The organism is Ruegeria intermedia (assembly GCF_900129345.1).
Classification (GTDB): Bacteria; Pseudomonadota; Alphaproteobacteria; order Rhodobacterales; family Rhodobacteraceae; genus Ruegeria; species Ruegeria intermedia.
Window position 1 is genome coordinate 1 of record NZ_FQVK01000018.1, and the last position, 17790, is coordinate 17790.

Below are 17790 nucleotides of genomic sequence, written 5' to 3' on the forward strand. Positions count from 1 at the left end.
CAGATGTCGATCGTGTCGTTCATCCGGTTCAGGCAGCGCAGGAACGTGGACTTGCCGCAGCCCGACGGCCCGATGAAGGCCGTGACCGTCTTGTCGAGGATATCCAACGAGACATCCTTGATCGCCTGGGTTTCGCCATAGAAGACCTGGACGCCCTGCGCCTTCATCTTGACGGCATCGATGGCGACACCCGGTTCGATCTTGCTCATGTCGTTCATCATTGTGATTCCTCTGCGCTTACCAGCTGCGCTCGAATTTGTTGCGAAGATAGATCGCGATGGCGTTCATCGTGACCAGGAAGCCCAGCAGCACCAGGATCGCGGCCGAGGTCCGGCTGACGAAGCCGCGCTCGGGGCTGTCGGCCCAGATGAAGATCTGGGTGGGCAGGGCGGTGGCGCTGTCGAACGGGCCGTCCGGGGCCGAGGTGATGAACGCATTCATCCCGATCAGCAGCAGCGGGGCCGTTTCCCCCAGGGCCTGCGCCAGTCCGATGATCGTACCGGTCAGGATGCCGGGCATGGCCAGTGGCAGCACATGGCCGAACACCACCTGATGCTTGGATGCACCGATGCCCAGGGCCGCCTCGCGGATCGACGGCGGCACCGCCTTGAGCGCCGCGCGGGTGGCGATGATGATCGTGGGCATGGTCATCAGCGCCAGCGTCATGCCGCCCACGAAGGGGGCCGAGCGCGGCAGGCCGAACCAGCCGATGAACACCGCCAGTGCCAGCAGGCCGAACACGACCGACGGGACCGCGGCCAGGTTGTTGATGTTGACCTCGATGAAGTCGCTGATCTTGTTCTTGGGCGCGAATTCCTCAAGGTAGATCGCCGCGCCGATGCCCAGCGGGAAGGAAATCGCGAAACACACGAACAGCGCCCAGAACGACCCGATCAGCGCGCCCTTCAGGCCCGCCAGTTCGGGGAACCGGCTGTCGGCATTGGTGATCAGGCCGGTGTTCAGCGGCTTGCTGATTACGCCTTGCGCCTTCAGCTGATCGAACCAGGCGATCTCGCGATCCTTCAGGCGGCGGTTCTGTTCGGGCGTGTCGCGGTCGATGGTGCCCTTGTTCAGCTGATCATACGGATCCGATACCGGCACCGTCAGCGTGATGGTCTGCCCGATCAGAGAAGGGTCGGCCACCACCCTGTCGCGCAGTTGAAACTGCGCACCGTTGGACAGGATACCCGCCAAAGCCTTGCGGGTGGCCCGGTCGCTGGTGTCCGCCTCGGGCAGCAATTCGGACAACGAGGCTTGCAGCACGTCCTTGAAGCCACCGCGCGGAAGTTTCTCGGGCTTGATTTCCTCGGGGTCCACATAGACCTCGAGCGTGATCTTGGTCTGGGTGAATGCCTGATACCCCGACGATACCAGCGAAGCCACCAGGATGAACAGCATCAGAAAGGCAAAGCCGATGGCGCCCAGGCCAAGGCCCTGCAGCAGCTTCTGCTTGCGGTTGCGGCGAGCCAGGCTGGCGCGCACGGCGTCGGCGGTGTTGCCCTGAGGGGGCGTCTTTTCGGGTCCTGCGGTCAGGTCAGCCATGATATTTGGCCTCAGTCATAGGCTTCGCGGTACTTGCGCACGATGCGCAGCGCGAAGACGTTGATGATCAGGGTGACGACGAACAGCATCATGCCCAGGGCAAAGGCCGCCAGCGTCTTGGGGTTGTCGAACGAGGTGTCGCCGATCAGAAGCGTGACGATCTGCACGGTCACCGTGGTCACGCTGTCCAGCGGGTTGATGGTCAGCGAGGCGATCAGGCCGGCGGCCATCACCACGATCATGGTTTCCCCGATCGCGCGGCTGACGGCCAGCAGGATGCCACCGACGATGCCGGGAATGGCGGCGGGGAACAACACGTTCAGAACCGTCTCGGCCCGTGTCGCCCCCAGCGCCAGCGCCCCGTCGCGCAACGAGCGCGGAACCGCCGACAGGGCGTCATCGGTGAAGGACGAGATGAACGGGATCAGCATGATGCCCATCACGCTGCCTGCGGCCAGCGCCGTGTTGGGCGACACCGGAATGCCCAGCGAGGCGCCGAAACTGCGCATCGCCGGGGCCACCACCAGGATCGCAAAGAAGCCGTAGACCACGGTTGGCACGCCGGCCAGGATCTCCAGAACCGGCTTGGCCACCGCCCGCAGGCGGTCGGGTGCGAATTCGTTCAGGTAGATGGCCGACAACAGGCCCACCGGAACCGCCAGGAACAGAGCGACCACGGTGATGACGATGGTGCCGAGGATGACCGGAAGCCAGCCGAAGGCACCTTCGGCGGCGATCTGGTCCTCGCGCAGGGGAATCTGGGGTTCCCAGTTGAGGCCGAAGAAGAACTCGGTGATCGGCACCATCTGGAAAAAGCGGATGGATTCGAACAACAGCGAGGCGATGATGCCGATGGTGGTAAAGATCGCCACGGTCGAGCAGAAGATCATCAGGCCCGACACGATGCGCTCGACCCCGTGGCGGGCGCGGAACGCGGCGCCGACGCGCGAGCGGGCAAGGGCCACGATGGTCAGCGACAGGATCACCACGATCGCCAGCAGCACCCAGCCCGAGATCCGTTGCAACTGCAGGTACCGCTGCGCCGCATCCAGTTTCCACTGTTCGGGCTCGCCGAAGATCTGTCCGCGTGCGATCGATTTGATTTCGGCCAGTATCAGTTGACGGCTGCCTGCGTCCAAATCGTCAAGGCTGCCGGCAGGCAGGCCCGACATGACCACATGATCGATCACCGGACCCTGCAGAACCAGCCACAGCAGGATCAGCACCAGTACAGGCACCAGTGTGGACAGAAAGGAAAACAGCCCGTGGTAACCGGGCAGAGAGTGCAGACGCGCCCCATCCGCGCGCAGACCGGCCGCAGCCCGCCGGTTCAGCAAATATCCAAGGATACTGACGCCCAACAGCGCCGCAAACACGAAAGTCGTCATCTGCCCCCCAGGCAAAAAAATGGGCTGCCCGGTTTCGCGCCCGGACAGCCCCGTGAATTGCAAGTCTTACGACTTGGGTTCCATGTTCTGGCCGTTCAGGATTGCGTCCTGCAGCTCTTCACGGCGTTCGTCGGACAGGGCGACCAGGCCACGTTCGGCCAGATAGCCGTCAGCGGCCAGCGCGTCATCCGACATGTATTCTTCCAGGAACTCGTCCAGGTTCGGGATCACGCCGCGATGCGCGTTCTTGACGTAGAAGAACAGCGGGCGGGACACCGGATAGGATTTGTCGGCGATGGTGTCGGCATTCGGCTCGACGCCTTCGATCTTGACCGGCTTCAGCTTGTCCAGGTTTTCGTACAGGAACGAGTAGCCGAAGATGCCCACGGCGTTCGGGTCCGCCTCGAGGCGCTGAACGATCAGGTTGTCATTCTCGCCCGCTTCGACGAAGGGTCCGTCGGTGCGCATGCGCGAGCAGTTTTCCTTGACCCATTTCTTGTCGAAATCACCGTTCTTGACGAAGTCCAGCTCTTTGCAGCCTTCGTGCATGGCCAGTTCGACGAACGCGTCGCGGGTACCCGAGGTCGGCGGCGGGCCATAGGCCAGGATTTCCACGGCCGGCAGGTCGGGGTTGATTTCGTTCCACATCTTGTAAGGGTTGTCCTTCCACTCGCCATCCACCGGCACCTGGGCGCCCAGGGCCATGTAGATCTCACCCAGGGTCAGGTCCCAGTCCTGATCATTGGCGCGCGAGATGGCGAGCGACAGGCCGTCGAACCCGATCAGGGCTTCCGAGATGTCGGTCACGCCGTTCTTTTGGCACAGTTCGTATTCCGAGGCCTTCATGGCGCGCGATGCGCCGGTGATGTCTGCGGTGTTTTCACCGATGCCTTCGCAGAAGATTTTCATGCCGCCGCCGGTGCCGGTCGATTCGACGATGGGCGAGGGCGCCCCGGTGTTGTTGGCGAACTGCTCGGCGACGGCCTGGGTGTACGGGAACACGGTCGACGATCCGACGATGCGGATGGCGTCGCGCGCCGAAGCAGCCGTGGCGGCGATCGCGGTGATTGCCAGAACCGAAGCGGTCAGTTTGATGGTGGTCATGGTCACTCCTGAAACTCAGCTTTGGCCGCCCCCTGCGGCCTTGGCGACTGCTCTAAGCGGGACGTGCGACGCTTATGTAACGGCAGTGTAACAGTTTCATGACAAAGCGCGCAGGGTTCGGTCTTTTTGCGGGATCTCCTGCGCCGAATCCTGCTGAAATTGGGATGAGGCGGCCCTGAAAACACCGGGCGGGCCGGGAACATCGCCCGATACACACAAGTGAATGGACACGGCGCCCCGATTCGAGGATCTTGGTGATCCAGTTTCGAATCATGCCCATGGCCGGGTGACAGGAGCGTTGATATGCTGACCAGACGACACTTTGTTGCCACATCGCTTGCCTTGTTCTCGCAACCGATTCTGGGGGCTGTGCCGGCCTCGGCCGCGACCGCGTCGCAATGGGCGGCATGGGATGCGCAGGTCACGCCGGCCAACTACGATCCGGCCACGTCGAACCCCTGGGGTCTGCATCCGCGGTTCCTGCCCCGCCGGGTTCAGACCAACCGGCCGCTGAAACCCGGCGACATCCACGTGGATGCGGTGGCGCGGTATCTGTATTTCATCGAAGAGGGCGGCACCGCCATGCGCTATGGCGTGGCCATCGCGCGCGGCGATCTGTACGAGCCCGGAACCTATACGATCAAACGCAAGGCCAAATGGCCGCGTTGGACTCCCACGGCCGACATGATCCGCCGTGACCCGCAGGATTATGCCCAGTTTGCCGACGGCATGCCGGGCGGGCCGAAAAATCCGCTCGGGGCGCGGGCGTTCTACCTGTACCAGGGCAACCGCGATACCTATCTGCGCATCCACGGCACGCCTTATCCCCGATCCATCGGTGGGCGCGCCAGCTCGGGCTGCGTGCGCATGGTGATGGCGCATATCATCGGTCTGTATGACCGGGTCCAGCCCGGCGCCACCGCGCATCTGTACCCGCCGGAACAGCCGATCACGGCGTCGGCCTGAACCGATCAGGCGCGGGCGCAGATCGGCCGTCCGTCCACGGTTCTGAGCGGCAGATAGGTCGTTTCGACCGGGCCGACGTGGCGATACCAGTAACACCCGTCCTCGGGCATGATTCGAACCGCGCTCAGGTCCTGGCCCGGGGCGGCAATCGCGATCACCCCTTCGGGCACCTTGGCCAGGTCGCGGGGCGCGGACGCGCCGGACATCGACGCGGTTTCCGTGCAGGCGCCAACCGACAGCAAAACCGCCGCAAATTTCAAGCCCGTTCTGGCCGTCATCGTGTACTTTCCTGTGCTGTTTCCCGGTTCGTTCGCGGCACAAGGTTGCATCCAGACGCGCGCAGTTCAATTCGCCTCGTGCAAACGGTGCGACAGCGTGGCTTTTCTGCGCAGGGCATTGCGACCAAATTCGGACTGACCACTCCAAGGTGGCGAAAGAAGCGCGAACCGCCAATGCATCGGCAATCGAACGAAACGAGCCGGTGAACAAACTGACGCTCTTGTTTGGCGGCGTTCAGATCGCAGGCGCTGATGGGCAAGCTTGCCTGTGGCCTCAAACCTGCCGCCTGCCACGGGGCTGGAAGGGCTGGCGCCGTCGCTGCTGCGCAAGACCCATGAGCCCTGTCACCACGGCCACGAGGCCCTTCAGCCGGCGGGCAGTGTGATCGACTGACTGGTTTTGATCCGGGCCGGTCCTGAGAGGAGTCCGAAACAACGGCAGAACGGATGGGTTTTTCGGCTGATTGCTTCTTGACCTTCCACCTGCTGGAACCCTTATGTAGCGGGTCAGCATCGACTCAATGGTGACGACATGACCCAGATTTCACACGCCCGCCTTCAGGTTCAGGGGATGAACTGCGCCTCGTGCGTCGGCCGCGTCGAACGTGCCCTGCAGGCCGTGCCCGGCGTCGAGGACGCCTCGGTCAACCTGGCCAGCGAAAGCGCCCAGGTCGATTTCCACGCGCCCGCTGACCTGACGACCATCCTCGGCGCGCTCGAGGCGGCCGGCTATCCCGCCGCGACCGAGGAGGTCACGCTGGACGTTCAGGGAATGAACTGCGCCTCATGCGTGGGCCGCGTGGAACGGGCGCTGTTGGCGGGGCAGGGGGTCGTGTCGGCCTCGGTCAACCTGGCCGCGGAAACGGCCACGGTCCGTTATGTGGCAGGCAGCACCACGCCCGAGGCCATCGCCGCGCTGGCCACGGCGGCAGGCTACGCCGCCACCCTCCGCGACGCGGCACGGCCCGAGCCCGAGGACCGCAAAGCCGAGGAAATCCGGCACCTGGCTCGGCGCACGAGCTTTGCCGCGATCCTGGCTTTGCCGGTCTTCGTTCTGGAAATGGGCGCGCATGTGGTTCCCGGAATGCACCATCTGATTGCCCAGACGATCGGCCTGCAGACCAGCCACCTGTTGCAATTCGTCCTGACCACGATCGTTCTTTTCGGGCCGGGGCTGCAATTCTATACCAAGGGCTTTCCGGCCCTGTTGCGGGGCGCGCCCGACATGAACTCTCTGGTCGCGCTGGGGACGGCGGCGGCCTATGGGTACTCGCTGGTGGCGACCTTTGCGCCCGGCCTGCTGCCGGCGGGCACCGCAAACGTCTATTACGAGGCGGCGGCGGTCATCGTGGTGCTGATCCTGCTGGGCCGCTTCCTCGAGGCGCGCGCCAAGGGCCGCACCGGCGAGGCGATCCGCAAACTGGTGGGGCTGCAGGCCAGGACCGCGCGGGTCGAGCGTGATGGCCGCGTGATCGAACTGCCCGTCGATCAGATCGTCGTGGGCGACATCGTGCATGTCCGCCCCGGCGAGAAGATCCCGGTGGATGGCGCGGTGCTGACCGGTCGGTCCTATGTGGATGAAAGCATGATCACCGGCGAACCGGTGCCGGTGGAAAAGGCCGAGGGCGCCGCCGTGGTCGGCGGCACCGTGAACGGGTCAGGGGCGCTGACCTTCCGGGCCGAAAAGGTCGGGGCCGACACGATGCTGGCGCAGATCATCCAGATGGTCGAACAGGCGCAGGGGGCCAAGCTGCCCATCCAGGGGCTGGTCGACCGGATCACCCTGTGGTTCGTTCCGGCGGTGATCTCGGTGGCCGTGGTGACGGTTCTGGTCTGGCTGCTGTTCGGACCGGATCCGGCGCTGAGCCTGGCGCTGGTGGCCGGGGTTTCGGTTCTGATCATCGCCTGTCCCTGCGCCATGGGTCTGGCCACGCCGACCTCGATCATGGTGGGCACCGGGCGCGCGGCCGAGATGGGCGTGCTTTTCCGCAAGGGTGACGCGCTGCAGATGCTTCAGGAAGCCACCGTCGTCGCGCTGGACAAGACCGGCACGCTGACCGAGGGCCGACCTGAACTGACCGACCTGATCGTCGCCGACGGCATGACCGAAGACACGGTGCTGCGCCTTGTCGCCGCGGTCGAGGCCACGTCGGAACACCCGATCGCAACCGCGATCACACGGGCCGCCGAGACCCGTGGGCTGACCCTGCCCAGTCCCGAAGGGTTTGACTCGATCACCGGCTACGGGGTGCAGGCGACGGTCGAAGGCCACCGGGTTCTGATCGGCGCCGACCGCCTGATGGCCCGCGAAGGGGTCGAGATCGGCGGGCTGGCAGAGCGCGGTGCCGAATTGGCCGCCGAGGGGAAAACCCCGCTCTATGCCGCGATCGACGGGCGTATCGCGGCGGTGATCGCCGTGACAGATCCGATCAAGCCCGGCACGCCCGCCGCGATCCGGGCCCTGCATGACCTGGGTTTGAAGGTCGCGATGATCACCGGTGACAACGCCGCCACGGCCCGGGTCATCGCCGCGCAACTGGGCATCGACCACGTGGTTGCCGAGGTGCTGCCCGAAGGCAAGGTGACCGCGCTCGAAAGTCTGCGCGAGGGCGGAGGCAAACTGGCCTTCGTGGGCGACGGCATCAACGACGCGCCCGCGCTGGCGGCGGCGGATGTGGGCATCGCCATCGGCACCGGCACCGATATCGCGATCGAGGCGGCCGACGTGGTGCTGATCTCCGGTGATCTGACCGGCGTGGTCAACGCGTTCGATATCAGCAAGCGCACCATGCGCAACATCCGGCAGAACCTGTTCTGGGCCTTCGGGTACAACACGCTGCTGATCCCGGTGGCTGCCGGGGTTCTGTACCCGTTCGGCGGGCCGCTGATGTCGCCGGTTCTGGCGGCGGGCGCGATGGCGCTGTCCAGCGTTTTCGTCTTGTCCAACGCCTTGCGGCTGCGTTGGGTGAAACCGGCCCGAACACTACGGGACGCACCCGAAGAAACCCACGCCCTGACGCTGAGCCCTGCCAACGCCGACTAGACAAGGAGGGAACCATGAATATCGGAGATGTCGCCGAACGCTCGGGCCTTCCGGCCAAAACCATTCGCTACTACGAAGACATCGGCTTTATCAAACCCCGACGCGGCGCCAACGGATACCGGCATTTCGACGAAAAAGAGCTGCACAAACTGGCGTTCATCGGCCGCGCCCGATCGCTGGGCTTTACCATCGAAGACTGCCGGACGCTTTTGGCGCTGTACGAAGACAAACATCGCGCCAGCGCCGATGTGAAGCGCATCGCCAAGCAGAACCTGAAGGAAATCGACGCGAAGATCGCCGATCTCAAGGCCATGCGCGCCACGCTGTCTCACCTGGTTGCGGAATGTGCCGGCGACGACCGCCCGGATTGTCCGATCTTGAATGACCTTGGGCGGGTGTGACGCCAGCAGCCTGCAACGTATCTTTCCCTTGGTTCAATTTTACCATAATCCTCATTATATGCGAATAACCCAGAGCTGCGGGATCGGACAAATTCTGGACAATTGTGAACGAGGGTTGTCGTCTGATGGGTTCTCTCTGAGGTTTCGTCGTGAATGACGCGGCGGAGGGTGTTTCGACAGGAACTATTGCTGAAGACTGGGGCCCGTTCTTTTTTGATCTGACGTTTCCAGTAGCCCAGCCGAAAGATATTCAGATGGAAGTTGCCCTTCAGCTTTCCCTTTTGCCGTGAACAGCGAGATTTTTCGCAGACTGGTCACGTTTGGCAGGAGAAGTCGTTTCCCTTGCGGCCAGTCAGGTCGAGCGGCCTGTGGATATCCCTTCCAATTTTTTGATGATCGCCGGTCGCGGCGGTATCGGGTACGTGTTTCCGAGCACTTGGGGTTCTCGCGGCCCAGGCGAACTGATCTGACAGAGTTTGAGATCTGGTTGGGGTCAGGCCCCATCGATTTCTGCACGCTGACATGATTCTCGGGTCGAAAAAACGAGCGGTGAACTTCTCTGATCATTTCTGACCGACAGATACGCAAATGGCGCGTCTGGAACCCGATTATCCAGAGTCCAACGGCAAGCCGCGCGTCGGTGACAGGTGCGTATTGAGCGGAATTTTCTTCATCAATCGCAATGTCTTGCGCTGATCGGATGCCCGGAAGGAATATGGTCCGTCGAAAACACTTTCTAACCGTTGGAAGCGACGGAGTGACAAAGAAGTTTTTGCTCGGAAAATGGAGAGCCTGGCTGCCGAGCATTCCGATCACACGGCGATCCTGATCGGCGCGATCTGTCTGAAAGCCCACCAAGCGGCATCAAGCCATGCAGTAGAAAGGGGGCGTGGACGCCTGACCGGGCGCACGAAGGGCGGCATGAATACCAAGACGCGGACACAGACGCCATTGGCCGTCCCATTGGTTCTTCTGACCGCCGGTCAGGTCAGCGACTACCCGGGCGCAAGGGCGCTTTCTGAGGAGCCTTCCTGCCGCGGACTGGCGGATTGCCGACCGGGGCTGCGTTGCCGATTGGTTCCGCGGCGCGTTGAAAGACAAGGGGATACGGCCCTGCATCCCAGGCGGACAGTCGCGTGACAAGCCGGTGCGCCACGACATGCGCACGTGCAGCCGACGCAACCGCACAGAGATCATGTTTGGACGGCTCAAGGATTGGCGGCGCGTTGCCACCCGTTACGACAGGTGCCAAAAAGTGTTCATGTCAGCCATCGCTCTGGCCGCGGCAGTCATCTTCTGGCCTTGGAATTTAAGGAGTCTGGCCCCTAGAGCGGCCCGGCCGGTGCCGCGTGCCGCCATTGCCGGGGCGTCTGCCCATAGGCGCGCCTGAACTCGCGGCTGAACTGGGACGCGCTTTGATAGCCCACGTCCCAGGCCGCCTCGGATACGGTTTTCCCTTCGGCGATCTTCATCGCGGCTTGGTTCAGCCGCATCGATTTGACGAACTGGATCGGCGACATGCGCGTCGCGTCCTTGAACCGGCGATGGAAGACGGCGCGGCTCATGCCCGCATGATCGGCCAGGTCGTCGACGGTGAGCGGTTCGTTCAGGCGGGCCGAGACGTAATCGATGGTGCGCGCGATGTCGTTGCCGACGCCGAAAGCCTGCCGGGCGGCGGCCGCGGCCTCGCCCCTCAGCACGGCATAGTACAGCTCGCGCAGGCGCCCGGCTCCCAGCACGGCGGCATCCACCGGGTCGTCGAGCAGGTCCAGAAGCCGCAACAGCGCCTGGGCAAAGCCCCTGTCCCAGGCCGCCAGGGTCAGGGCCGATGCGGCTTTGGCCTGCGGCCGCCCGAACCCACCAGTGGCGGTCTCGATCTCCAGCGCAAGTTCGCGCATCACCCGCGGCTCGAGCGAAATCATCACGCCCAGCAAAGGGTTTTCGGGCGACGCCTGCGGCGCGCCCGCCTGCACCGGCAGGGTCATCGGGCACAGCAGGTATTTCCCGCTGTCATAGACGTGGTGCTGCCCGTCCAGGATGGCCTCCTTGCCGCCGCTGACGATGGCCACGACGGTGGGTTGGTACACGGCGGGCACACAGGGCACGGGCTCGGTCACGCGGAAAAGCTGTACCCCCTTCAGCGCGGTTTCCTCAAGGCCCGCCTCGGGAAGGCGGCGCTCGATCAGGTGTTTGATCTGCTCCTTGCTCATGCCCTCTGGCTGACAGACGATTGTCATCATTGCAACAAGTCCGAGACGAATGGGCAAATATTCGAGACGATATCGCCTGTTTTCGTGCCTGACCCGGTTCTATCTGTGCCTTCAGGCAACGACACCCGGTTCCGGCAGGAGAGCGAGAACATGGCAGACACGACATTCGGGCCATAGGGCTGGACACCCCAGCGGTTGGGAGATCTGGCGGGCAAGACCTACGTCATCACTGGCGCAAACGCAGGCGCGGGTTTTCAGGCGGCCCGGACGCTTTTGCGGAAAAACGCCAGCGTGGTGATGCTGAACCGCTCGGCCGAGAAATCGCAGGCTGCGATCGCCGCGCTGAAGCACGAGTTCGGCCCCCGGGCGGACGTCAGGTTCATCCGCATGGACCTGTCGGTTCTGGCCAGCGTCCGCGCGGCTGCCGGCGCGGTGTTGCAGACCACGCCCCGCATCGACGCGCTGATCTGCAACGCCGCCATCGCCCAGGTGCCGACCCGCAAGCTGACCGTGGACGGGTTCGAGAGCCAGCTGGGCACCAACCATTTCGGCCATTTCCTGCTGGCCGGGCTGCTGTTCGAGCGGATCGAACAGAGCAAGGGCCGCATCGTCGTGGTGGCCAGCCTCGGCTACAACATGGGGCTGAGGACGATCAATTTCGACGACATCAACTGGGACAAGGGCTATGGCCCCAACACGGCCTATTCCCAGAGCAAGCTGGCGCAGATGATGTTCGCCTACGAGCTGCAGGACCGGCTGGCGGCGGCGGGGCGGACCGATGTGCAGGTCTATGTCTGCCATCCCGGCTCGTCTGCCACTTCGCTGATTTCGACGAGCGGCGGGTTGCTGACGCGGTTTCTGTGGTGGTTGATGACCAAGACGCCGCTTGTGCAATCCGCCGAACGGGGATCGTGGCCCGAAGTGATGTGCGCCACCGAGGACGGGCTGGACCAGCGCGCCCTTTACGGCCCTACCGGCCGCGCGCAATTCGTCGGCCCGGTGGGCAAGGGCACGCTGAACCCGCATGCCTGCGACAAGCCGGTGATGCAGCGGCTGTGGGACGTGTCGGAAAAGGCCGTGGGCTTTGAATGGAGTCTCTGACGCCCCGGCGGTCGGGCGTGCCGCTGGATCACGCCCTGCCCCAGCCTGCGCCCCCCGGGCCGCTACTGCTGGGCAGTTTCATCGTGGCCATCTGCAGGATCGGGTTGAGCACCGCCAATCCGGCCGTCATGGGGCTGGAGGTGATTGGACTTCTTGTCGTCGGCTGCGTCCTGTTTTCGGAAACGCTGAGCCTTCAGAAAATCGCCGGCATCGGGTTGGTCATGGCAGGGGTGCTGTCGCAGGTCGATCGGGTCTGACGCCCGTCGGCGTTGCGATAGGCAAAGCTTTGGGCCCATCGCAACCAAGGCGCGATCCATGACGGGAGGGGCTGGGACAATGTTGGGGATCGTCGGATTACAAATGAAATTCAGCCTTGGTCTGGCCGTGGCCGCCCTGTTGTCCGGGTATTCTATTCTGGCCGTGCTCTTGGTTCATATGCTGGCCGGAACTTGCCTTGTCCCGGTTGGCATGGGCGCTATCTGCCTGACCCGCGCGCTTGAGGCCACGCAAACGGATGAAGGCCGCGCCTATTCCGGCTGATCACCCCATTCGGAATCATCTGGGCTGGCGATCCTACGACCAGTTTGCCGGGTCGAGACGAAAAAACTTGCACAATTCCGCATAAAACGCCGGTTCGGCCTGTTTCAAGGCCTCGGGCCGCTCAAAGAACAGCTCGACCGTGACGGCAAAGAACTCTTCGTGCCCGGTGGCACCATAGGGGTCGATCACCGTGCGCCGGCCCGTCTCGACCGCATGAACATGCGCGTCGAAGGCCGCCAGAAAAACGCGCTCCCACTCGGCATAGCTTTGCCCTGTGGCCAGAACGGGCACGCCGTTGGTGCCGCCGGACAGGTCATCCAACTGATGGGCGAACTCGTGGAACACGACGTTGTGCCCGTCGTGATCGTTTGCCGCGCCCTGTCGACTGTGCGCCCAGGACAGGATCACCGGACCCCGATCCCAGCTTTCGCCGGTACGGATGATCTCCTGTTCTGTCACGACATAGCCGCTGTGCCGCTGTTGGCGGGACTTGAAGGCGTTGGGATAGATCAGGACCGTCGTCAGATTGTTGTACCATTGGTCCGAGTTGACGACCAGAAGGCAGGCCTGTGCGGCGATCGACAGACGCATCTCGTCCGTGACCTCCAGCCCGTCGCAACCGATGAAATCGACCTGGTTCAGGAACAGGTTGATCTTGCCCTCCAAAGTGGCGCGCAGCCCGGCAGGCAACCGCTCGAGGATCGGCACCGTCGCGTGGATGGTCCGCCGCTCCTCATCGCTCAGCGGTGTTTGCAGCAGCGCGGCCCTGGCCTTGGCCTTCGACCAGAAATACCACGCCACCAGACCGGCGATTGCCACCACAAGGGTCAAAAAAAGCACCATGTGGCGACGGTAGCTCTATTGCCGCACCTCGGAAAGCCGATTCATTCGGTCGAGGGCTGCGTGAAGTCCGCCAACCACGGCCGTTCGACATCCGTGCCCTGATACAGCGCGTGCAGCAGCAGATGGGCTGTCACCGGATCGGATGCCAGAGGATTCCGCTCGAGGCCGCCCTTCTTGACCGACGCATCAGCGCTGAAGACAACTTCATCCTCTTTGATGGTGGTCAACACGCGAAGCTGGGCCAGCGTTTCAGGATCGACCGCGGTCGGGTCGTCCGAGAGGATCACGAAATCGGCCAGTTTGCCCACTTCGATCGAGCCCTTCCGGTCTTCCTCGAAATGCTGCCATGCCGGCCAGATCGTCATCGCCTTGAGCGCCGTCATCACGTCGACGCGCTGATGCGGGCCCAGGATGTCGCCCGACCGGGTGCGCCGGGTGACCGTTGCGGCCAGTACCCGCATGCTGTCGGGAAACGCCACAGGCGCGTCATGGTGGGTGCCGAATATCATGCCGCGTTCGGTCACCCAGCCGGTGGGCGAGATGTTGTCGGCATTGACCGGCCCGACCGTGTGCTCGCGGTGCCAGTCGCCCCAGTAGAAGGTGTGCATCGGAAACAGCGACGGGAACACGCCCAATCGATTGAGGCTGGCCACCTGATCCTCGCGCAGGAACTGACCGTGCACCAGAACCGGCCGGTTGCCCGGATCGCCATGGGTCAACCGCGCCTCGTCGATGGCGGCGATCAACATATCCGTAGCCCCCTCGCCATTGGAATGGGTCAGGATCTGGTGGCCGTTCTCGAAACACCAGTTCACCGCATCCTGCAACTGTTCGCGCGTGATGGCGGCGTATCCGGCATAGCCGGGCGGGTAATCCCCGACCGGATCGTAATAGGGCCGATCCCGCAACGCGGTAAAACCCTGCGGCGAACCGTCGATTGTCAGCTTGCACCCGCCGACTCGCACCCGGTCGGCATAGGTGCGCGAGGCGTCCGATGCGATGAAATCGCGCGATTCCAGAACGTCGGGAAAGGCCACGACGTCGATCGGAAGGTCGCCGTCCGCGGCCACCCGGCGCAGGGCCTGAACCGCCGCGCCCGAGGAACGCCCCTCTTGCGCGGTGGTGTAGCCAAAGCGCGCCCACATCCGACTGCCGGCGCGCGCGAAAGTCTGCAACCCGTCTTCGCCGACAGCGCCAAGCAGGGGCACCAAGGCACCGAAGAATGCGTATTCCTCCAGCACGCCGTTTGGCTGGCCGGCCTCGTCCTTTCGGATCACGCCACCAGGTGGGTTCTCGGTTTCTGCGGTGATCCCGGCCAGCTCAAGCGCCTTGGAGTTGCCTACCCCCAAATGGCCCGATTGGTGGATGATCATGATCGGAACGTCGCGCGAGACCGCGTCCAGCTCGGTACGCGTGGGGTGGCGCAGTTCGGCCAGTTGCGCGTTGTCATAGCCAAAGCCGATGATCATCCCCATCGCTTCGACCGTGTCACCATTGGCATCGACCCACGCGGACAACGCCGCCTGCAGGCTGGCAATGTCGGTGACCTTGCCATCCGGCGGGGCCAGCAGGTTCGCCGACAAGGCTTGCAAACCGCCCATGACCACGTGGCCGTGGCTGTCGACAAAACCGGGCAGCATTGCGCGCCCGTCCAGATCAAAGATCGTCGTGTCGTCGCCCTGATGGCTGCGCATCTCGGCCAGTTCACCTACTGCGATGATCCGCCCATCCCTGACCGCGACCGCCTGTACCGTCGGTCGGGAGTCATCGATCGTCAGTATTGGACCACCGGTATAGATCGTATCCGCGACCTGTTGGGCCAAAGCCATGGTGCCGAGGGTCAGACCGGCAGCAACGTTCACGGCAGCCAGGGATGAAAGACGCATTCCGAACCTCCAGCAGCATATAGCAATGCGGTGGAGTCTAGCACGAAGTCCGCGTCTGGCCCGTACAATGTTGAATTGCTGATCCGACGTCGGCTTTCACTTGAGCGCGCGCGCCAGGAATTGCCGCGTGGCGTCTTGCCGAGGGTGGTCGAACAGCTGCTCGGGCGGGCCTTCCTCGACGATGCGGCCGTTCTGCAGGAAACACACCTTGTCGGCGGCCTGCCGGGCAAAGCCCATCTCGTGCGTAGCCATCACCATCGTCATGCCCTGCTGCTTGAGCATCAGCAGAACGTCCAGAACCTCGCCCACCAGTTGCGGGTCCAGGGCCGAAGTGATTTCGTCGAACAGCATCACCTCGGGCTGCATGGCCAGTGCGCGAACGATTGCGACGCGCTGCTGCTGTCCGCCCGACAGCTGGTCGGGATAGTTGAGCATCCGGTCGGCCAGCCCGAAACGTTCGAACATCTCCTCGATCTGGGGCAGCAATTCGGCGCGCGTGCGGCCGCGCACCCGGCGCGGCGCCAGCATCACGTTGTCCAGCGCCGTCATGTGCGGGAACAGGTTGAAGCTCTGGAACACGATGCCGATGCGCGCGCGCACCGATTGCGGATCCAGCCCCGGCACCGAGATGTCGACCCCGTCCAGCAGGATCTCGCCATCCTCGATCGGTTCGAGCAGGTTGATGCAGCGCAGAACGGTGGATTTGCCCGCCCCCGAGGCGCCGATCAGGCAGACCATCTGCCCCTCGTCCACGGTCAGGTCGATGCCGTCGCAGACGGTGCGGTCGCCAAAGCGTTTGACGACGTTGCGCAGGTTCAGTTTCGACATCAGCGCCGCTCCCTCATCTGCTTGGCCATAAGGTGGTCGGCATAACGCGTCGCCGGGATGGTCACGATCAGGAAGATGATCGCCGCGCCCACATAGGGCGTGAAATTGGCCAGCAGCGATTTGAACACGCCGGCCTGGCGGAAGATCTCGACCGGGCCGATGAAGCTGAGCAGCGACACGTCCTTTTGCAGCGCGATCAGCATGTTCATCTGCGAGGGCACGACGTTGCGGACGGCCTGCGGCAGCACCACGTCGCGCATCACCTGGCCTTCGGTCAGGCCCAGCGACAGGGCGGCGGCGCGCTGGCTGTGATGCACGCTGTCGATGCCCGAGCGGAAAATCTCGGCCACATAGGCCGAATAGGTCAGGATCAGCGCCAGCGACCCCCAGATATAAGGTGAGTTCCACGGCCGGGTCAGGCCCAGCCCGGGAATGCCGAAGCCGATCAGATAGACGGTCAGGATCACAGGCACGCCGCGGAAGATGTCGGTGAAAGCCGCGCCGAAGATGCGCAACGGGAACAGCGCGGGCGATTTGGTGTCGCGGGCCAGCGCGATCAGCAGCCCCAGCACAGCGATCGCCGGCGCCGACCAGGCAAAGATCATCACGTTGATCTTGAAGGCCTCGAGCAGCTTCGGGAAGGTCTTGACCAGAACCTCGCCGTTGAAAAAGCTCTGCTGGACCTTGGCCCAGCCCGGCGCCAGCGGCACCAGCACGATCAGCGCAACGACGACCAGAACGGTGCTGGTCGCGGCGATCCGGATCGACCGCCACCGCTGCTGCGTCTCAAAAAGTTCGCGGCGGGTCGGGCCCGCCGTTCTGTTTCGTGTCATGTCACTTGATCAGCGGAACGCCCGTCGTGTCCTGCAGCCATTTGGCTTCGATTTCGGCCAGCTTGCCGCTTTCGGTCAGCGCGGCGATGGCCGCATCCACGCAGGATTTCAGCGGGTTGCCCTCCTCCATCAACATGCCGAACTGGTCGGGGTTGTCGCCTTGATCGGCAGGGAACTGGCCGATCACCTTCGACCCTTCGATCATCACCGCGCTCAGGAACAGGGCGGTGGGCAGGTCGAACAGCGCGGCGTCGATCTGGTTGGCGGTCATGGCGGCGTTCACGTCGGCATTGTCGCCATAGAGCAGCGGTTCGGCATCCGGCTGGATCACGTTGGCCAGTTTCGGCACCGCGGTGGTCGACCCGACCGCGCCCCATTGCAGGCCCTTCAGCGCCTCGAGCGTGGGCGGGGTGTCAACGGCGTTTGCGCTGACCAGAACCGCCATCGGCGCGGTGTAGTAGGGGGCCGAAAAATCGACGACCTGATCGCGCTCGGGCGTGATCGAATATTGCTGGATGTTCACGTCGAAGTTCTTGGCGCCGGGCTGGATCGCCTCGTCAAAGGACGACCGGACCCAGACCACGTCATCCGCGGCAAAGCCCATCTCCTCGGCCACGGCATAGGCGACGGCGGCTTCAAAGCCCTGGCCGGATTCGGGCGCGTCATCCATCACCCACGGGTAATAGGCGGGGTTTCCGGTGGCCACGGTGAACTTGCCCTCGGTCAGGGTCTTGCCCGCGGCGCAATGCCCGTCCGCAAGGGCCGAAGTTGCGGTGAACGCAAGGGTGGCGGCCGCGATCGAAAGCATCTTGGACATGGATCTGGGT

Annotated in this window: 19 protein-coding genes and 1 pseudogene; 9 read left to right on the top strand and 11 right to left on the bottom strand. The window is 63.7% G+C overall.

Annotated elements, in window-relative coordinates:
* From F3H26_RS13050 to F3H26_RS13065, 4 genes are all read right to left on the bottom strand, one after another.
* On the bottom strand, window positions 1-218 hold a 218-nt coding region (locus F3H26_RS13050), incomplete at its 3' end, for an ATP-binding cassette domain-containing protein (protein WP_149776477.1).
* Between the two features lie 19 nt (window positions 219-237).
* Window positions 238-1542: a phosphate ABC transporter permease PstA gene (gene pstA, locus F3H26_RS13055; protein ID WP_149776478.1), complete on the bottom strand. Its 1305-nt coding sequence runs from the start codon at window positions 1540-1542 to the stop codon at window positions 238-240.
* An 11-nt stretch (window positions 1543-1553) separates the two neighbouring features.
* Entirely contained in the window at window positions 1554-2930 is a 1377-nt protein-coding gene (pstC, locus tag F3H26_RS13060) for a phosphate ABC transporter permease subunit PstC (protein ID WP_223162499.1), read from the bottom strand.
* Between the two features lie 66 nt (window positions 2931-2996).
* Window positions 2997-4034 carry a substrate-binding domain-containing protein gene (locus tag F3H26_RS13065; protein WP_149776480.1) on the bottom strand — a complete coding sequence of 346 codons (1038 nt, stop codon included), beginning with the start codon at window positions 4032-4034 and terminating at the stop codon, window positions 2997-2999.
* A 303-nt stretch (window positions 4035-4337) separates the two neighbouring features.
* On the opposite strand from F3H26_RS13065, the gene F3H26_RS13070 reads away from it, so the two are divergent.
* Complete coding sequence (locus F3H26_RS13070; RefSeq protein ID WP_149776481.1) at window positions 4338-5000, top strand: L,D-transpeptidase; 663 nt, start codon at window positions 4338-4340, stop codon at window positions 4998-5000.
* 5 nt (window positions 5001-5005) lie between these two features.
* Here the strand turns inward: F3H26_RS13070 and F3H26_RS13075 are convergent, their stop codons facing one another.
* Window positions 5006-5278, bottom strand: a complete 273-nt coding sequence (locus F3H26_RS13075) for a hypothetical protein (protein WP_149776482.1) — start codon at window positions 5276-5278, stop codon at window positions 5006-5008.
* A 262-nt stretch (window positions 5279-5540) separates the two neighbouring features.
* On the opposite strand from F3H26_RS13075, the gene F3H26_RS19855 reads away from it, so the two are divergent.
* From F3H26_RS19855 to F3H26_RS13090, 5 genes and pseudogenes are all read left to right on the top strand, one after another.
* A complete protein-coding gene (locus F3H26_RS19855) occupies window positions 5541-5672 on the top strand; it encodes a hypothetical protein (protein WP_262504558.1) in 132 nt (43 codons plus the stop codon).
* A 138-nt stretch (window positions 5673-5810) separates the two neighbouring features.
* Window positions 5811-8321 (top strand): heavy metal translocating P-type ATPase, encoded by a 2511-nt coding sequence (locus tag F3H26_RS13080; protein ID WP_149776483.1) that lies wholly within the window; start codon window positions 5811-5813, stop codon window positions 8319-8321.
* Between the two features lie 14 nt (window positions 8322-8335).
* Window positions 8336-8722: a Cu(I)-responsive transcriptional regulator gene (cueR, locus tag F3H26_RS13085; protein ID WP_149776484.1), complete on the top strand. Its 387-nt coding sequence runs from the start codon at window positions 8336-8338 to the stop codon at window positions 8720-8722.
* 149 nt (window positions 8723-8871) lie between these two features.
* Window positions 8872-9012, top strand: a complete 141-nt coding sequence (locus F3H26_RS19485) for a hypothetical protein (protein ID WP_188127766.1) — start codon at window positions 8872-8874, stop codon at window positions 9010-9012.
* Window positions 9013-9310: 298 nt separating this feature from the next.
* A pseudogene (locus F3H26_RS13090) lies at window positions 9311-10022 on the top strand (IS5 family transposase); the annotation flags it as partial.
* A gap of 25 nt (window positions 10023-10047) precedes the next feature.
* On the opposite strand, the gene F3H26_RS13095 reads toward F3H26_RS13090, so the two are convergent.
* On the bottom strand, window positions 10048-10932 hold the full coding sequence (locus F3H26_RS13095; protein ID WP_149776541.1) for an AraC family transcriptional regulator: 885 nt from the start codon (window positions 10930-10932) through the stop codon (window positions 10048-10050).
* Between the two features lie 195 nt (window positions 10933-11127).
* Between F3H26_RS13095 and F3H26_RS13100 the strand changes: the two genes are divergently transcribed.
* From F3H26_RS13100 to F3H26_RS13110, 3 genes are all read left to right on the top strand, one after another.
* A complete protein-coding gene (locus F3H26_RS13100; protein WP_223162500.1) occupies window positions 11128-12033 on the top strand; it encodes an SDR family oxidoreductase in 906 nt (301 codons plus the stop codon).
* Window positions 12021-12290 (top strand): DMT family transporter, encoded by a 270-nt coding sequence (locus F3H26_RS13105; RefSeq protein ID WP_149776485.1) that lies wholly within the window; start codon window positions 12021-12023, stop codon window positions 12288-12290. Before F3H26_RS13100 ends, F3H26_RS13105 begins: the two co-directional genes overlap by 13 nt.
* A gap of 103 nt (window positions 12291-12393) precedes the next feature.
* Window positions 12394-12573: a hypothetical protein gene (locus F3H26_RS13110; RefSeq protein WP_149776486.1), complete on the top strand. Its 180-nt coding sequence runs from the start codon at window positions 12394-12396 to the stop codon at window positions 12571-12573.
* A gap of 33 nt (window positions 12574-12606) precedes the next feature.
* Here the strand turns inward: F3H26_RS13110 and F3H26_RS13115 are convergent, their stop codons facing one another.
* The 5 genes from F3H26_RS13115 to F3H26_RS13135 all read right to left on the bottom strand — a co-directional run bounded on the left by F3H26_RS13115 (window position 12607) and on the right by F3H26_RS13135 (window position 17780).
* Window positions 12607-13416: a M90 family metallopeptidase gene (locus tag F3H26_RS13115; RefSeq protein WP_149776487.1), complete on the bottom strand. Its 810-nt coding sequence runs from the start codon at window positions 13414-13416 to the stop codon at window positions 12607-12609.
* Window positions 13417-13457: 41 nt separating this feature from the next.
* On the bottom strand, window positions 13458-15302 hold the full coding sequence (locus tag F3H26_RS13120; protein ID WP_149776488.1) for an amidohydrolase: 1845 nt from the start codon (window positions 15300-15302) through the stop codon (window positions 13458-13460).
* A gap of 96 nt (window positions 15303-15398) precedes the next feature.
* Window positions 15399-16130 carry an amino acid ABC transporter ATP-binding protein gene (locus F3H26_RS13125; protein ID WP_149776489.1) on the bottom strand — a complete coding sequence of 244 codons (732 nt, stop codon included), beginning with the start codon at window positions 16128-16130 and terminating at the stop codon, window positions 15399-15401.
* Window positions 16130-16963: an amino acid ABC transporter permease gene (locus F3H26_RS13130; RefSeq protein WP_149776490.1), complete on the bottom strand. Its 834-nt coding sequence runs from the start codon at window positions 16961-16963 to the stop codon at window positions 16130-16132. The genes F3H26_RS13125 and F3H26_RS13130 overlap by 1 nt, the downstream gene beginning before the upstream one ends.
* A 1-nt stretch (window position 16964) precedes the next feature.
* On the bottom strand, window positions 16965-17780 hold the full coding sequence (locus tag F3H26_RS13135; RefSeq protein WP_149776491.1) for an ABC transporter substrate-binding protein: 816 nt from the start codon (window positions 17778-17780) through the stop codon (window positions 16965-16967).
* Between the last annotated feature and the right edge of the window lie 10 nt (window positions 17781-17790).

Bases quoted from the DNA above. Each gene is read 5' to 3' on its own strand.
- F3H26_RS13130 (WP_149776490.1), bottom strand. From the start codon at position 16,963: ATGACACGAAACAGAACGGCGGGCCCGACCCGCCGCGAACTTTTTGAG.
- F3H26_RS13120 (WP_149776488.1), bottom strand. From the start codon at position 15,302: ATGCGTCTTTCATCCCTGGCTGCCGTGAACGTTGCTGCCGGTCTGACC.
- F3H26_RS13105 (WP_149776485.1), top strand. From the start codon at position 12,021: ATGGAGTCTCTGACGCCCCGGCGGTCGGGCGTGCCGCTGGATCACGCC.
- F3H26_RS13075 (WP_149776482.1), bottom strand. From the start codon at position 5,278: ATGACGGCCAGAACGGGCTTGAAATTTGCGGCGGTTTTGCTGTCGGTT.
- cueR (WP_149776484.1), top strand. From the start codon at position 8,336: ATGAATATCGGAGATGTCGCCGAACGCTCGGGCCTTCCGGCCAAAACC.
- F3H26_RS13065 (WP_149776480.1), bottom strand. From the start codon at position 4,034: ATGACCACCATCAAACTGACCGCTTCGGTTCTGGCAATCACCGCGATC.
- pstA (WP_149776478.1), bottom strand. From the start codon at position 1,542: ATGGCTGACCTGACCGCAGGACCCGAAAAGACGCCCCCTCAGGGCAAC.
- F3H26_RS13135 (WP_149776491.1), bottom strand. From the start codon at position 17,780: ATGTCCAAGATGCTTTCGATCGCGGCCGCCACCCTTGCGTTCACCGCA.
- F3H26_RS13125 (WP_149776489.1), bottom strand. From the start codon at position 16,130: ATGTCGAAACTGAACCTGCGCAACGTCGTCAAACGCTTTGGCGACCGC.
- F3H26_RS13095 (WP_149776541.1), bottom strand. From the start codon at position 10,932: ATGAGCAAGGAGCAGATCAAACACCTGATCGAGCGCCGCCTTCCCGAG.
- F3H26_RS13115 (WP_149776487.1), bottom strand. From the start codon at position 13,416: ATGGTGCTTTTTTTGACCCTTGTGGTGGCAATCGCCGGTCTGGTGGCG.
- F3H26_RS13110 (WP_149776486.1), top strand. From the start codon at position 12,394: ATGAAATTCAGCCTTGGTCTGGCCGTGGCCGCCCTGTTGTCCGGGTAT.
- F3H26_RS13070 (WP_149776481.1), top strand. From the start codon at position 4,338: ATGCTGACCAGACGACACTTTGTTGCCACATCGCTTGCCTTGTTCTCG.
- F3H26_RS13080 (WP_149776483.1), top strand. From the start codon at position 5,811: ATGACCCAGATTTCACACGCCCGCCTTCAGGTTCAGGGGATGAACTGC.
- pstC (WP_223162499.1), bottom strand. From the start codon at position 2,930: ATGACGACTTTCGTGTTTGCGGCGCTGTTGGGCGTCAGTATCCTTGGA.